At 69.9% G+C, this 14413-nt stretch carries 14 protein-coding genes; 9 read left to right on the plus strand and 5 right to left on the minus strand.

Annotated features, from left to right (window positions below):
• Nucleotides 1-84 precede the first annotated feature (84 nt).
• From AB0M76_RS00960 to AB0M76_RS00995, 8 genes are all read left to right on the plus strand, one after another.
• A complete protein-coding gene (locus tag AB0M76_RS00960; RefSeq protein WP_365950887.1) occupies nt 85-789 on the plus strand; it encodes a YcnI family protein in 705 nt (234 codons plus the stop codon).
• A gap of 116 nt (nt 790-905) precedes the next feature.
• The gene (locus AB0M76_RS00965) at nt 906-1556 is read left to right on the plus strand and encodes an SCO family protein (protein ID WP_365950888.1); all 651 of its coding nucleotides are present in this window, start codon (nt 906-908) and stop codon (nt 1554-1556) included.
• Entirely contained in the window at nt 1553-2050 is a 498-nt protein-coding gene (locus tag AB0M76_RS00970) for a copper chaperone PCu(A)C (RefSeq protein ID WP_365950889.1), read from the plus strand. The genes AB0M76_RS00965 and AB0M76_RS00970 overlap by 4 nt, the downstream gene beginning before the upstream one ends.
• A 22-nt stretch (nt 2051-2072) precedes the next feature.
• Nucleotides 2073-4067, plus strand: coding sequence for a copper resistance protein CopC (locus AB0M76_RS00975; protein WP_365950890.1), 1995 nt, complete (start codon nt 2073-2075; stop codon nt 4065-4067).
• A gap of 5 nt (nt 4068-4072) precedes the next feature.
• Nucleotides 4073-5347 (plus strand): iron uptake transporter deferrochelatase/peroxidase subunit, encoded by a 1275-nt coding sequence (gene efeB, locus AB0M76_RS00980; protein ID WP_365950891.1) that lies wholly within the window; start codon nt 4073-4075, stop codon nt 5345-5347.
• Nucleotides 5348-5389: 42 nt separating this feature from the next.
• The gene (gene pheA, locus AB0M76_RS00985; protein ID WP_266665791.1) at nt 5390-6325 is read left to right on the plus strand and encodes a prephenate dehydratase; all 936 of its coding nucleotides are present in this window, start codon (nt 5390-5392) and stop codon (nt 6323-6325) included.
• Nucleotides 6326-6852: 527 nt separating this feature from the next.
• Nucleotides 6853-8130, plus strand: a complete 1278-nt coding sequence (gene serS, locus AB0M76_RS00990) for a serine--tRNA ligase (RefSeq protein WP_266665790.1) — start codon at nt 6853-6855, stop codon at nt 8128-8130.
• The gene (locus AB0M76_RS00995; protein ID WP_365950892.1) at nt 8127-8939 is read left to right on the plus strand and encodes an HAD family hydrolase; all 813 of its coding nucleotides are present in this window, start codon (nt 8127-8129) and stop codon (nt 8937-8939) included. The genes serS and AB0M76_RS00995 overlap by 4 nt, the downstream gene beginning before the upstream one ends.
• Before the next feature lie 163 nt (nt 8940-9102).
• Here the strand turns inward: AB0M76_RS00995 and AB0M76_RS01000 are convergent, their stop codons facing one another.
• The 5 genes from AB0M76_RS01000 to AB0M76_RS01020 all read right to left on the minus strand — a co-directional run bounded on the left by AB0M76_RS01000 (nt 9103) and on the right by AB0M76_RS01020 (nt 13338).
• Nucleotides 9103-9750: a rhomboid-like protein gene (locus AB0M76_RS01000; protein ID WP_365950893.1), complete on the minus strand. Its 648-nt coding sequence runs from the start codon at nt 9748-9750 to the stop codon at nt 9103-9105.
• An 85-nt stretch (nt 9751-9835) separates the two neighbouring features.
• On the minus strand, nt 9836-10555 hold the full coding sequence (locus AB0M76_RS01005; protein ID WP_365950894.1) for an ABC transporter permease: 720 nt from the start codon (nt 10553-10555) through the stop codon (nt 9836-9838).
• 14 nt (nt 10556-10569) lie between these two features.
• The gene (locus tag AB0M76_RS01010; RefSeq protein WP_229337996.1) at nt 10570-11481 is read right to left on the minus strand and encodes an ABC transporter ATP-binding protein; all 912 of its coding nucleotides are present in this window, start codon (nt 11479-11481) and stop codon (nt 10570-10572) included.
• The gene (locus AB0M76_RS01015) at nt 11478-12365 is read right to left on the minus strand and encodes an ABC transporter permease subunit (RefSeq protein ID WP_099890723.1); all 888 of its coding nucleotides are present in this window, start codon (nt 12363-12365) and stop codon (nt 11478-11480) included. The genes AB0M76_RS01010 and AB0M76_RS01015 overlap by 4 nt, the downstream gene beginning before the upstream one ends.
• Nucleotides 12355-13338, minus strand: coding sequence for an ABC transporter ATP-binding protein (locus AB0M76_RS01020; protein ID WP_266995722.1), 984 nt, complete (start codon nt 13336-13338; stop codon nt 12355-12357). The genes AB0M76_RS01015 and AB0M76_RS01020 overlap by 11 nt, the downstream gene beginning before the upstream one ends.
• Before the next feature lie 214 nt (nt 13339-13552).
• Between AB0M76_RS01020 and AB0M76_RS01025 the strand changes: the two genes are divergently transcribed.
• The gene (locus AB0M76_RS01025) at nt 13553-14410 is read left to right on the plus strand and encodes a M24 family metallopeptidase (RefSeq protein ID WP_365950895.1); all 858 of its coding nucleotides are present in this window, start codon (nt 13553-13555) and stop codon (nt 14408-14410) included.
• Nucleotides 14411-14413: the final 3 nt, after the last annotated feature.

The raw sequence follows: 14413 nt of genomic DNA on the forward strand, positions 1-14413 counted from the left end.
CGGCGGAAGCACCGGTGCCGCGAACTCCGCGCGCGCCCGTGCGCGGAACCACCGTCACCACTGCCCCTGTGGAGTGTTTCTGCCATGAAGACCTCTCGCGTCTCCTTCGCCGCCGCCCTTGCCGCCGGCGCCGTCCTCGTCCTGTCCGGCACCGCCTTCGCGCACGTCGGCGTGCAGCCCGGCGAGGCCACCAAGGGCGGCTACGCGACGATCAACTTCAAGGTTCCGAACGAGCGCGACAACGCCTCGACCACGCAGCTGGAAGTCAACTTCCCCGTGGACCAGCCGCTGACGTCCGTCATGCCGCAGGACATCCCCGGCTGGACCGTCACGGTCGAGAAGAGCAAGCTCGACAAGCCGCTCACCGTCCACGGCAAGCAGGTCAGCGAAGCCGTCACCAAGGTGACCTGGAGCGGCGGCAAGATCGAGCCCGGCAAGTTCCAGCAGTTCCCGGTCTCCGTCGGCAAGCTGCCCGACAACGCCGATCAGATGGTCTTCAAGGCGATCCAGACGTACGACAACAACGAGATCGTCCGCTGGATCGAGGAGCCCAAGGAAGGCGCGGCGGAGCCGCAGAACCCGGCGCCCGTCCTGAAGCTGACCGCGGCCAAGGCGGCCGACGGCCACCACGACGACAAGAACGCCACCGCCGCCAAGGACGACAAGGGCCACGACGAGGCCGCTGCGGACGCCTCCGACACGACCGCGCGGGTCCTCGGCGTCGCAGGCATCGTCATCGGCCTCGGCGGTGTCGCCTTCGGTGTCGCCGCGCGTCGACGCGCCTCCTGACCCGACGCGGCCGCAGGCCGTATCCCCGTATCCCCGTATCCAGAACGTGCGCGCAGCCGGCCGCCCTCGTGGCCGGCCCGCCCGCACCGCATACCCGATCCCAGGGACATCTCTCCATGCGCACCACACGTGTGACGGTCGCCGCCCTCGCGGCAGTGGCCGCGCTCACCCTCACCGCCTGTGGCGGTGAGCCCGCCAAGACCGACGCGGTCACGCAGATCACCGGTCAGTCCAAGGCCGGTACCGCCACGGTCCTCGACCGCCCCTTCGACAAGCCGGAGCTGGTCCTGACGGACACCACCGGCAATCCGTGGAGCCTGCGCGAGCAGACCAAGGGCAAGCCGACGCTCATCTACTTCGGCTACACCAACTGCCCCGACGTGTGCCCCCTGACGATGAGCAACATCGCCGTCGCCAAGAAGGCACTCCCGAAGGCCGACCAGGACAAGCTCCAGGTCGTGTTCGTCACCACCGACCCCGAACGGGACACTCCCGACTCCCTCGGCGCGTGGCTCAAGGCCCAGGACCCGTCCTTCACCGGACTGACCGGGGACTTCGCCACCATCCAGGCCGCCGCGCGCAAGCTCGGCATCGGTATCGAGGCCGCCAAGAAGGAGGCCGACGGCAGCGTCGTCTCCATGCACGGCGCCCAGGTCATCGCGTTCTCACCCAAGACCGACGAGGGGTACCTCCTCTACGGCGAAGGCAGCACCGTCGACGACTACACCAAGGACCTGCCGAAGATCATCAAGGGAGAGAACCCGTGAACGCCCGCACCACCCGCACCTTCGCCGCCGCACTCTCCCTGACGGCAGCGCTCGCCATATCCGGCTGCTCCTCGGACTCCGACTCCGGCTCGGCCGCCAAGGCCGGCGCGGACAAGCCGAAGATGACGGTCACCGGCGCCTTCATGCCGGAGCCCGTGAACGACAAGATGGCCGGCGCGTTCATGGTCATCAAGAACGACTCGATGACGGCCGACAAGCTCACGGCCGTCACCAGCCCGCTCTCGGACGATCTGCAGATCCACGAGACCAAGGACCAGAAGATGCAGCAGGTCGCGGCCATGGACGTGCCGGCCAACGGCGAGCTGAAGCTGGAGCGCGGCGGCAGCCACGTCATGTTCATGGGGCTGAAGAACACGCCGAAGGTCGGTGACAAGGTCACCGTCGAGCTGCGCTTCGAGAAGGCCGACCCGGTCAAGGTCGAGCTGGACGTCAAGGAACGGACGTACAACGCCCAGAACACCAGCGCCCACTGACGGACCGAGGTACTGACACGCCATGACGGCCATCGCCCCCTCCCCGGCCCGCGTCCAGGCTGCGGCACTCCTGCCGCGGCTCGCGCTGGTCCTCGCAGCCCTGCTGGCAGCCCTGTTCACCGCGGCCGGCCCGGCCGCGGCACACGCCGCACTCACCGCGAGCGACCCCAAGGACGGAGCGGTGGTCGCCACGGCCCCCGCCCAGGTCACCCTCTCCTTCTCGGAGCAGGTCGCCATGGGCGACGACTCCATCCGCGTCATGGACCCGCAGGGCAGGCGGGTGGACACCGGCGAACTGCGCGACATGTGCAGCGGATCCACCATCCGCTACGGCACCGCTCTGCACTCCGGACTGCCGGACGGCACGTACACCGTCGCCTGGCAGGCCGTGTCCGCCGACAGCCACCCCGTCTCCGGCGCCTTCACCTTCTCCATCGGCGCCCCCTCGGCGACCAGCGTCGCCCTGCCCACCGGGCAGGCGGGCGGCGGACCCGTCGGCATCGCGTACGACATCGCCCGCTACGCCGCCTACGCCGGTTTCACCGTCCTCGTCGGCGGGGCCGCCTTCATCCTGCTGTGCTGGCGCCGCGGCGCCGCGCAACGCCCCCTGCAGAAGCTCGTCGTGCGCGCCTGGGTCACGCTCACCGCCGCCACCCTCGCGATGCTGGTGCTCCGCAACCCGTACACGGGGTCGGGGAAGTTCGCCGACGCGCTGGACCTGGACGGCCTCAAGGCCGTTCTGGAGACCAAGCCCGGCGCCTCCCTCGTCTCCCGGCTGCTGCTTCTCGGTGCCGCCGCGCTGTTCATCGCCGTGCTGTTCGGCGCCTTTGCGCGCAGGACCGCCGAGACCGGGGACATCGGCAAGGGCAAGAACGGGGACAAGGACAATGGCAAGGGGCAGGGGCAGGGGCAGGGGCAGACTGCGGACAAGGAGGCCAACGACCTGCTCTTCGGCCTCGGCATCGGCGGAGCCGTCGTCGCCGGCGGGATCGCCGCCACCTGGGCCCTGTCCGAGCACGCCTCGACCGGCATCCAGCCCGGTATCGCCATGCCCGCCGACATCCTGCACCTGCTGGCCGTCGCCGCCTGGCTCGGCGGACTCACCGCACTGCTCGTCGCCCTCCACAAGGTTCCCGGGATCGAGCGCGAGGCGGTCCAGCGGTTCTCCCGGGTCGCGTTCGTCAGCGTCCTGGTGCTGACCGTCACCGGCATCTACCAGTCCTGGCGCCAGGTCGGCAGCTGGTCGGCCCTCACCGGTACCAGCTACGGACGGCTCCTGCTGATGAAGGTCGGGCTCGTCGCCGCCCTGGTCGCCGTCGCCTACGTCTCCCGCTCGTGGACCGCACGGCTCACCGACGCTCCCGCCGGGAAGCCGGCCAAGATCGCCCGGCAGCGCAATGTTTCACGTGAAACACAGCCGGCCGCCGTCACGGTCCCCGAGGACCCCAAGCGGGCCGCACAGCTCGCCCGCCAGCGTGCCGCCCGCGAGAACGCACGCGAGAAGCAGGTCCGCGACGCCGATCCGAACCGGGCGGGGCTGCGCCGCTCCGTCCTCGCCGAGGCCGGGGTCGCCGTCGTCCTGCTCGCCGTGACCACCGTCCTCACCAGCACCGAACCCGGTCGGACCGGCGAGCAGTCGAGGGGGCGCGAGTCCGCGGCCACCGCCGTCCCCAACCGCGCCATCAAGATCACCCTGCCGTTCGACACCGGCGGCGAGAACGGGAAGGGGTCGGTCCGGGTGGAGCTCGACCCGGGCCGGGTGGGCGCCAACTCGCTCCACGTCTGGGTCGACGACCCCGAGGGCAAGCCTCTCGACACCCCCGAGATCAAGGTCGCTTTCACCCTCCCCGTCAAGGACATCGGCCCCTTGCCGCTCATCCCGGAGCGCGCGGCCCCCGGACACTGGAGCGCATCCGGCGTCCAGCTGCTGCTCGCCGGGGAATGGCGGATCGACGTGACCGTCCGTACCTCCGACATCGACCAGACGACCGTGCAGAAGAACGTGAAGATCGGCTGACCAGCGTGACCGAGAGCAACCCCGACATCGAGATCTCCCGGCGCCGGCTGCTGGGCACCGTCGGCGCCGCAGGCGCCGCCGGGCTAGCGCTCGGCGCCACCGGCGGTGCCCTCGTGCACTCCGCACTCGCCGACTCCCCGGCCGGCGCTCCCGGCGCCGCCGGGAGCCTCGCCTCCCTCGGCGCCACCGAGGTCGACTTCCACGGCGACCACCAGAGCGGCATCACCACCCCGCTGCAGGCCAAGGGCCACGTCCTCTCCTTCGACCTGGCCCCGGGTGCCGGGCACAAGGAGGCCGCCGCCCTGATGCGCCGCTGGTCCGACACCGCCCGCCTGCTGATGGCAGGCAAGGCTGTTTCATCCACGGACACCGGGATCGCCCTCGACGCCGGGCCGTCCTCCCTGACCGTCACCTTCGGCTTCGGGCACTCCTTCTTCGAGCGGACCGGGCTCGCCGCCCGCCGCCCCACCGCCCTCGACCCGCTGCCCGACTTCTCCGCCGACCGGCTCGACGCCCAGCGCAGCAACGGCGACCTGTGGGTCCAGATCGGCGCCAACGACGGGCTCGTCGCCTTCCATGCCCTGCGCGCCCTACAGAAGGACGCGGGGGACGCCGCCCGCGTGCGCTGGCAGATGAACGGCTTCAACCGGTCCCCCGGTGCCACCGCCGCCCCCATGACCGCCCGCAACCTCATGGGCCAGATCGACGGCACCGGCAACCCGAAGCCCGCGCAGCCGGACTTCGACAAGCGGATCTTCGTCCCCGCCACGGGCCCCGGGCCCGCCGAGCACGCCTGGATGGGCGGGGGCTCGTACGCCGTCGTACGCCGCATCCGGATGCTCCTCGACGACTGGGACAAGCAGTCCCTGACCCAGCAGGAGCAGGTCATAGGCCGTACGAAGGCCACCGGCGCGCCACTCACCGGCGGCACCGAGACCACCAAGATGGCCCTCGACAAGATCGGCCCCGACGGCAAGCCGGTCATCCCGTCCAACGCGCACGCCCGGATCTCCGCCCCCGAGCAGAACGGCGGGGCCGCCATGCTCCGGCGTCCCTTCTCCTTCCACGACGGGATCGGCGCCGACGGCACGCCGGACGCGGGGCTCCTCTTCATCTGCTGGCAGGCCGATCCGCTGCGCGGTTTCGTCCCCGTCCAGCGCAAGCTCGACCGCGGGGACGCCCTGTCGGAGTTCATCCGGCACGAGTCCAGCGGGCTGTACGCGGTGCCGCCCGGCCCGCGCGACGGGGAGTACGTGGGGCAGCGGCTGCTCGAAGGATGAACAGCACCCCGGTGGTCGGGGGCCCGGCATTAGGCTGATCACATGTCGGCCACCCGCTTCACCTATCTCGGTCCCGAGGGCACCTTCACCGAAGCCGCCCTCCGCACACTGCCGGAAGCCGCGACCCGGGAGCTCGTCCCGATGGTGTCGGTCCCGGCCGCCCTGGATGCCGTACGCAACGGGGAGGCCGCAGCCGCCCTGGTGCCGATCGAGAACTCGGTGGAGGGCGGCGTCACCGCCACGCTGGACGAGCTGGCCTCCGGCGAACCGCTGATGATCTACCGCGAGGTGCTGCTGCCCATCGCGTTCGCGCTGCTCGTGCGGCCCGGGACCAAGCTGTCGGACGTCAAGACCGTCACCGGGCACCCGGTCGCCCAGCCCCAGGTGCGCAACTGGCTGCGGGCGAACCTGCCCGACGCGATGTGGGAGTCGGCCGCCTCCAACGCCGACGGCGCCCGGCTGGTCCAGGAGGGCCGCTTCGACGCCGCTTTCGCGGGCGAGTTCGCTGCCGCCACGTACGGGCTCGTCCCGCTGGTCACCGAGATCCACGACGCGGAGAACGCCGAGACCCGGTTCGTGCTCGTCGGGCGCCCCGCCCGGCCCGCCGCACCGACCGGCGCCGACAAGACCTCCGTCGTGCTATGGCTCGGCGACGACCACCCCGGTGCGCTGCTGGAGCTCCTCCAGGAGTTCGCCGTCCGCGGGGTCAACCTGATGCTGATCCAGTCCCGGCCGACGGGCGCGGGCATCGGCAACTACTGCTTCGCCGTCGACGCGGAGGGCCACATCTCCGACCGCAGGGTCAGCGAGGCGCTCATGGGGCTCAAGCGCACCTGCCCCCAGGTCCGCTTCCTCGGTTCCTACCCGCGCGCCGGCGTCGCTCAGGGTGACGTGCGCGATCCGCGGCCCGGCACCTCGGACGGGGACTTCACGGCCGCTTCCGACTGGCTGACGCGCTGCCTCGACGGCCGGGCGTAGCTCTTCCTCCACTGTCCACAGAGTTATCCACAGGCCGAGATGGGGACCTGTGGACTAGTCGACATCATGGCACGACAAGGTCGACAAATCGGTCGGCGGGCCCAGGTTTCGCGCTGGGGAGCGGGAGGTGAACGGCGTCACCCCCGCATCGCCGATCAACTCTTTGGAGCGAGTCATTCCCACCCGAATGAGTGTGTGAGGGTGGTTTGAACCCTGATTCCTCCGGACGGCCCGCCGGTGGGGATTGATCTAATTCCGTGTCCACAGATCCGGCACACAGCCTGTGGAAAAGTCCCCGCCGTGGACAATTCCTGTGGACAAGGGAGGCCTTCCCGCCCCTGCTCAGAGGGTGCCGGGATACCCCGGTTGCGCCCCTTTTCAGGGAATGGGACGCTTTTATTGACTGCCCGGCAAGGGCCACTTCCGGCCAGCCGGCCAGAGTTTTCCATTCTCCGCAATTAGGACATAGCGACACGCAGCGTGATATCGGTGTGATCCCAGGAAGCCCAGCCCGGTAGCCTGGAGGGGTGATTGACCTCCGGCTGCTCCGTGAAGACCCTGACCGTGTCCGCGCCTCGCAGCGCGCCCGTGGAGAGGACGTCGAACTCGTCGACGCACTGCTCTCCGCCGACGAGCGCCGCAGGTCCTCCGGCATGCGCTTCGATGAACTCCGCAACGAGCAGAAGTCGCTCGGCAAGCTCATCCCCAAGGCCTCCCCGGAGGAGCGGGCAGAGCTGCTCAAGAAGGCCGAACAGCTCAAGACGGACGTCAAGGCCGCCGAGGCCGAGCAGAACGAGGCCGACGAGGCCGCCAAGCGACTGCTGCTCCAGCTCGGCAACATCGTCCACGAGGACGTGCCGGTCGGCGGCGAGGAGGACTTCACCGTCCTCGAGACGCACGGCACCATCCGCGACTTCGGCGCCGAGGGCTTCGAGCCCAAGGACCACCTGGAGCTCGGCGAGTCGCTGGGCGCCATCGACGTCGAGCGCGGCGCCAAGGTGTCGGGCTCGCGCTTCTACTACCTGACCGGTGTCGGCGCCCTGCTGGAGCTCGCCCTGGTCAATGCTGCGATCGCGCAGGCCACCGAGGCCGGCTTCATCCCGATGCTGACCCCGGCGCTGGTCCGCCCGCGCGCCATGGAGGGCACCGGCTTCCTCGGCCAGGCCGCGGAGAACGTGTACCACCTCGAGAAGGACGACTACTACCTGGTCGGCACCTCCGAGGTCCCGCTCGCCGCGTACCACATGGACGAGATCATCGACGCCGACAAGCTGCCGCTGCGGTACGCCGGCTTCTCGCCGTGCTTCCGCCGCGAGGCCGGTACGTACGGCAAGGACACCCGCGGCATCTTCCGCGTCCACCAGTTCGACAAGGTCGAGATGTTCTCGTACGTCGCGCCGGAGGAGGCCGAGGCCGAGCACCAGCGCCTCCTGGAGTGGGAGAAGCAGTGGCTGACCAGCCTGGAGCTGCCCTTCCAGGTGATCGACGTCGCCACCGGTGACCTGGGCTCCTCCGCCTCGCGCAAGTTCGACTGCGAGGCGTGGATCCCGACGCAGGGCAAGTACCGCGAGCTCACCTCCGCCTCGAACTGCAACAGCTTCCAGGCCCGCCGCCTGTCGATCCGCTACCGCGACGGCAAGAAGACCGCGCCGCTCTCGACGCTGAACGGCACGCTGTGCGCGGTACCGCGCACGATCGTCGCCATCCTGGAGAACCACCAGCAGGCCGACGGTTCGGTGCGAGTGCCGGCGGTGCTCCGTCCGTACCTGGGCGGCCGCGAGGTCCTGGAGCCGATCACCAAGTGAGCCCGGCCCCGTTCCCGTACAAGCTCGTCGCGACCGACCTCGACGGCACGCTGCTGCGTGGCGACGACACCGTCTCGGAACGCACCCGTGAAGCGCTCGTCGCGGCCACCGCGGCGGGCGCGGCGCACATCATCGTCACCGGCCGGGCCGTGCCCTGGACCCGGAGCGTGCTGGACGACCTCGGCTACAAGGGGATCGCGGTGTGCGGGCAGGGCGCACAGGTCTACGACGCGGGGGCGCACCGGCTGTTGACCTCGGTGACGCTCGACCGGCAGCTGGCCGGTCTGGCGCTGTCGAAGCTCGAGGCCGAGGTGGGTCCGCTGGCGCTCGCGGCCAGCCGGGACGGGGTGGACGGCGACGTGCTGTTCGGGCCCGGCTACCAGGTGCAGGAGGGCCTGCCGGCGCTCTACCTGGAGGACACCGCGGAGGTCTGGACGGCTCCGCTGAACAAGCTGTACATCCAGCACCCGGAGCTCGACGACGACGCGCTGGTGAAGGTGGCCCGGGCGACGGTGGGCTCCTTGGTGGACATCGTCATGGCCGGCCCGGGCATAGTGGAGATCCTGCCGCTGGGGCTGACGAAGGCCACCGGCCTCTCGCTGGCCGCGCGCCGGCTTGGCGTGAAGGCTGCGGAGACGATCGCCTTCGGTGACATGCCCAACGACATCCCGATGTTCGGCTGGGCGGCCCATGGCGTGGCGATGGCCAATGCCCATGCGGAACTGAAGGCGGTGGCCGACGAGGTGACGACCTCCAACGAGGAGGACGGCATCGCGGTGGTGCTGGAGCGCCTGCTGGGTGCTGCCTGACGGCTCGGCCGAGAACGAGGAAGGTCCGGAACAGCCCGCGCCGCAAGGCGCGCTCGAAGTGGCTGCTCCGGACCTTTTTGTTGCTCCCCGCACGACTCACTCTGCCCGGGGCGTACGTCCCGTACCAGTCAATTTCCGCGCAACAGCCCGGCGAGCGCGGCGCTCATGTTTCACGTGAAACATGCCTGGGGTGCGGGTGGCGGGTCAGCGGCCAGGCGAGCAGCCCGACGGAGAGCGAGATGGCGTGCCCGAGGTCGGTGAACGTGCCTCCGGTGAGGAGGGGGAGCCCGAAGAAGGCGACGACACAGGCGAGGTAGAGCCAGCGCAAGGGGTTCGGGAGGCGGTAGGTGAGGACCCCGATCGAGGCCGCGAGTCCGTAGCTGACGCCGACGTCGACGACGTGGACCATGCTCTGCGGGGCCCGGTGGTCCTGAATGGCCATCAGGACCACCTTCTGGCTGATCAGGGTGGCCGTGATGTGGGCGGTCGCGACGATGGCGAGCCAGCGCAGGGTGCCGAGCCAGCGTTCGACGGGGGCGTGGAAGAGCTCGAAGAGGACGGCGTACAGGGCGAGCGAGGCCGGGTTCGCTATCCAGAAGGCGCTGGAGAGCAGGGCCCGCACGGGGTGCCGGGTGAGCTCGTGGATATTGCTGCTGTGGCGGTGGAGCAGGACGTGCTCGAGGTGGTCGGGCGCGATCACGACGATGATGCTCGTGACGGCGAGGAGCAGCAGCCATATGTGCGTACCGGGCGAGGAGCGTATCCAGGACCCTACGGGCCTGGACGGCTCGGGCTCGGTGTGCTCGATCATGCACTGATTTTGCCCCGTACGGCGGTGCCCCGCCTGGCCGGTGGGCCGGGCGGGGCACCGGGCGTGAAGCCGGTACGTCGGCGGCCTACTCCTCGCCCGCCAGGGTGAGGCGGCGCAGCTTCTGGCCGGCGTAGACGGTGGCGCCGACGGTGACCACGCAGAGCAGGATCACCGCGGTGGGCAGGCCGACGGTCGCATCGACGTAGCCTTCGCCGGCGACCTTCTCGGCGAGGGCCAGGGCCCACTGCTGGACGCTGAGGGTCTTCGCGCCGGAGACCAGGCTGCCGAAGAGCGACTCCCAGATCAGGGCGTAGACCAGACCGAAGACGACCGCGTGCCGGCTGACGGTGCCCAGCAGCAGGAACAGGGCGCTGTAGGCGATCGAGGCGACGAGGGCGGCGACGGTGTAGGCGACGGCGATCTGCTGGCCGTTGCCGTTGAGGATGAACCCGGCGATCAGGGTCGGGATCGCGGAGAAGGCCATGGTGACGGCGATCGCGACGATCAGCTTGGTCATGATGATCGTCGGGCGCTTCACCGGCTTGGAGAGCAGGTAGACGATCGAGCCGTCGTCGATCTCGGGGCCGATGGCGCCGGTGCCGGCGATGACGCCGATCAGCGGAACCATGGTGGCGAGGGCGAAGCCGCCCAGCAGGTCGGCCGCAACCTTGTCGTCCAGGCCGGTGAAGGCGCGGACGGCGGTGGAGAGGACGATCAGCAGGACGGGCAGCCCGCAGAGGATCAGAGCGCGGCGGCGGCCGAGCAGCGCGCGGTAGGTGAGCCGGGCGACGGTGGGGTTGTACATGGGTGCCAGCTCCTTCAGGCCGCGACGAGGTAGGAGAAGACCGACTCGAGGGACTCGTCGGAGGGCGAGACCGTCAGCAGCCGGATGCCGTGCGCACGGGCGACCCGCGGCAGCAGCTCGGTGAAGCGGCCGAAGTCGACGGCCTGGATGCGCAGGGCGCCTTCCTTGAGGTCGACCTCGATGCCGGCGGTGGAGGGGTCGGCGATCAGGGCCGCGGCGAGGGCCCGGTCGTCGGAGGAGCGGACCACGTAGCGGTGCGGGCGGTCCGTCATCAGGCGGCGGATCTTGCGGAAGTCGCCGGAAGCGGCGTGCCGGCCGGCGACGACCACCTCGATGTGGGAGGCGAGCTGTTCGACCTCCTCCAGGATGTGGGAGGAGAACAGCACGGTGCGGCCGTCGTCGCCCATGCGTCGCAGCAGGTCCATGAGCTGCATGCGCTGGCGCGGGTCCATGCCGTTGAACGGCTCGTCGAGGAGCAGTACGGACGGGTCGTGGACGAGGGCCGAGGCCATCTTCACGCGCTGGCGCATGCCCTTGGAGTACGTGGAGATCTTGCGGTCCTGGGCGTACTCCATCTCGACGGTGGCGAGCGCCCGCTGGGCGGCGGCATCGTCGAGGCCGTGGAGCTCTGCGTTGGCGACGACGAACTCCCGGCCGGTGAGGAAGTCGTACATGGCCTCGCGCTCGGGCACGACGCCGATCTGCTTGTAGACCTGCTCGTTCTGCCAGATCGGCGCGCCGTCGAGGGTGACGGTGCCCGTGGAGGGGGCGAGGAAGCCGCCCATCATGTTGATGAGGGTGGACTTCCCGGCGCCGTTGGGGCCCAGCAGCCCGGTGACGCCGGGGCCGATGTGCATGGTCACGTCGTTGACGGCGACGACGTTCCCGAACCAGCGGGAGGTGTGGTCGATGTCGATGGTGGTCACAGCCCGGCCTTCCGGTAGCGGGCCATCAGAGCGGCGTACGAGCCGGCGATGAGGGCGAGGACGACGAGCAGGTAGACGAATCCGACGCCGGCCGAGGGGCCGTCTCCGCCGGGGAAGGCGGAGGTGGCACCGAGGAAGGCCGTCTGCACTCCGTCGATCAGGGTGATCGGGGAGAACAGGCCCATCCACTCGATGGGACCGGTCGAACCGGTGTTGTACGCGATGCCCTGGACGGCGGTCACGGCGCCGTAGGGGATCAGGAGCAGGGCGATGATGGCGGCGACGCCGAAGCCGCGGCGCGGGGTGAGCGCTGCCATGATCAGGCCGAGGCCGGCGAACAGCACCGAGAGCAGCAGCACGGAGACCAGTCCCTGGGCGAACCCCTTGGTCTGGTCCGCGAAGTCGAATTTGGCCAGCAGCGAGCCGATCCACATGATCAGCAGCGGTGTGGCGGTGAGGATGAAGAGCGCCGAGGCCATCGCCGCGAACTTGGCGAGGACGTAGTCGACGCGCTCGATCGGCCGCGAGAAGTAGAGCGGCACGGTCTTGAAGCGCAGGTCCCGGGAGACCGACTGCGGTGCCTGTGAGGCGAGGTACAGGCCGATGATCACCTGGGTGGTCAGGGCGTACGTCGTGTACTTGATCGGCAGGCTGGTGGAGCCGGGTACCGCGATGGCGACCGCGACGATGATCAGCGCGGGGACGCACATCACCGCGAAGAGCAGCATCGGGAGGACCTTGGACTTGGCCGAGCGGCCGAGTCCGTAGGCGCCGCGCAGGGACTGCGAGAACAGCGACTTGCGGGCGTAGGCACGGCCGAGCCGGGCTCCCTCGTAGGACCGGTAGCCGATGTTGTGGATCTGGGTCGAGGTGTCAGGCGCCATCGGAACCGGCTCCCTTCCGGACGAGCTGCTGCTGGTCGTTGTCGCGGAAGACCTCCGCGATGTGGTGGCGGCGCTGTTCCATGCGGACCAGGCCGAGGCCCAGGTCGGCGACGGTGTCGCGCACGGTGTCGTAGGTGTCCTCGCCGGTGGCCTCGACGAGCAGGATGTGGCCGGCTCCGGGCAGGCCCTGCTCCTCGCCCGCGTGCAGGGTGATGCCCGCCTCGGCGAGCGCCTTGCGCAGGGCGGCGGTGCCGTCCGGGTGGGTGTCGGAGTCGGTGACCTCGACCGCGAGGGTCGTGGTGATCTGCGTGAAGTCGCTGGTGGAGCTGGAACGCAGCAGCTTGCCGCCATCGACGACCACGACGTGGTCGCAGGTCCGCTCCAGCTCGCCGAGGAGGTGGGACGTGACCAGGACGGAGATGCCGAAGTCGGTGTAGACGCGGCGGATCAGGCCGAGCATCTCGTCGCGGCCGACGGGGTCGAGGCCGTTGGTGGGCTCGTCGAGGAGGACCAGCTGGGGGTCGTGGACGAGTGCCTGCGCCAGCTTGACCCGCTGCTTCATGCCCGTGGAGTAGCCGCCGATGGGGCGGTAGCGCTCCTCGTACAGGCCCACGTGACGCAGGGTGTCGGCGGTCCGCTCGCGGGCGGCGGTCGGCGGTAGTCCGGACATGCGCGCCATGTGTACGACGAACTCGGTGGCCGAGACGTCGGGCGGCAGGCAGTCGTGCTCGGGCATGTAGCCGACGCGTTCACGGATCGCGCTGCCATGGGTGGCGACGTCGAGTCCGAGCACGGCGGCGCGGCCCTCGGTGGCGGGGGACAGTCCAAGCAGGATCTTGATCAGCGTGGACTTGCCGGCTCCGTTGGCACCCACGAGGCCGGTCACTCCCGGCCCGATGTCCAGGGAGAGCCGGTCGATTGCGGTCACTCGGGGGTACCGCTTGCTCAGGCTTTCGGTCGCGATGACAGTCACGGCTCCGACGTTAGTGGCGCCGGCCGTGCGGATCGTCAGACCTGGAGCGTCATCCCGTCTCCGCCTTCAGGACTACAGACCCTGACGAAAGGCTGATGCGGACCGGACAAGTTTGTCCACAGGTCTGTGCACGGGCCTTGACGTGATCTCCGGTCATTGTCACATTCATCAGTGTCAAGTTACGGGCGGGTACGGCTACGGACGGACGGCTGTCATGGCTGGGGACACCAGGGAACGCACCGCGCAACTCTCGGCGGACCTGCGCGGGTTCAGGGAAGTGCAACGCCTCTCGTACGAGTGCGCGGAGACCGTCGCGGCCCAGCTGCGGCCGGGGGTGACCGAGCGCGAGGCGGCGCGGATGCAGCGCGAGTGGCTGCGCGAGCGCGGCGTGCGGGACTGGTTCCACCTGCCGTTCGCGTGGTTCGGTGACCGCACCGCCTTCGCGAACTTCAAGATCCCCCTGCAGTTCTTCCCGACGAACCGGAAGCTGGAGCCGGGGATGCCGTTCATCCTCGACATGGCCCCCGTCCACAACGGGTACGCGGCCGACATCGGATACTCGGGCAGCCTCGGGCTGAACCCTGTACAGGACCGGCTCATGTCCGATCTGCGGGTGCACCGCGAGCTGATCCTGGAGCAGGTCCGCGAGCGCCGCCCGCTGCGCGAGATCTACGAGAACGTCGAGCGGCTGATGATCCGCCAGGGGTATGCCAACCGGCACCGCGCCTACCCCTTCGGCGTGATCGCCCACAAGATAGACCGGGTCAAGGAGCGGCGCTGGTCCCCGACCGCCTTCGGGTTCGGGACGCAGTCCCTCAAGGGGCTGGCCTCCGACGCCCTGCACGGGCACCGCGAGGGCTGGTCCCCGCTGTGGAGCCCGTACCGCTTCTCCGACCACCCGCCGCAGCCCGGCCTGTGGGCGGTGGAACCGCACCTGGGCTTCCGGGGCACCGGCGCGAAGTTCGAGGAGATCCTGGTCGTCACCGACTCGACGGATCCCGAGGAGAGCGCGTTCTGGCTGGACGACGATCTGCCGCACGTGCGGCGCTGGGCCGAGGAGAAGGCAGCATGAGCG

Origin of the sequence: Streptomyces sp. NPDC051364 (assembly GCF_040682115.1) — a bacterium.
Taxonomy (GTDB): domain Bacteria; phylum Actinomycetota; class Actinomycetes; order Streptomycetales; family Streptomycetaceae; genus Streptomyces.

Coding starts and splice junctions, on each gene's coding strand:
- AB0M76_RS00960 (WP_365950887.1), top strand. CDS start 85: ATGAAGACCTCTCGCGTCTCCTTCGCCGCCGCCCTTGCCGCCGGCGCC.
- AB0M76_RS00965 (WP_365950888.1), top strand. CDS start 906: ATGCGCACCACACGTGTGACGGTCGCCGCCCTCGCGGCAGTGGCCGCG.
- AB0M76_RS00975 (WP_365950890.1), top strand. CDS start 2,073: ATGACGGCCATCGCCCCCTCCCCGGCCCGCGTCCAGGCTGCGGCACTC.
- pheA (WP_266665791.1), top strand. CDS start 5,390: ATGTCGGCCACCCGCTTCACCTATCTCGGTCCCGAGGGCACCTTCACC.
- AB0M76_RS01000 (WP_365950893.1), bottom strand. CDS start 9,750: ATGATCGAGCACACCGAGCCCGAGCCGTCCAGGCCCGTAGGGTCCTGG.
- AB0M76_RS01005 (WP_365950894.1), bottom strand. CDS start 10,555: ATGTACAACCCCACCGTCGCCCGGCTCACCTACCGCGCGCTGCTCGGC.
- AB0M76_RS01015 (WP_099890723.1), bottom strand. CDS start 12,365: ATGGCGCCTGACACCTCGACCCAGATCCACAACATCGGCTACCGGTCC.
- AB0M76_RS01025 (WP_365950895.1), top strand. CDS start 13,553: ATGGCTGGGGACACCAGGGAACGCACCGCGCAACTCTCGGCGGACCTG.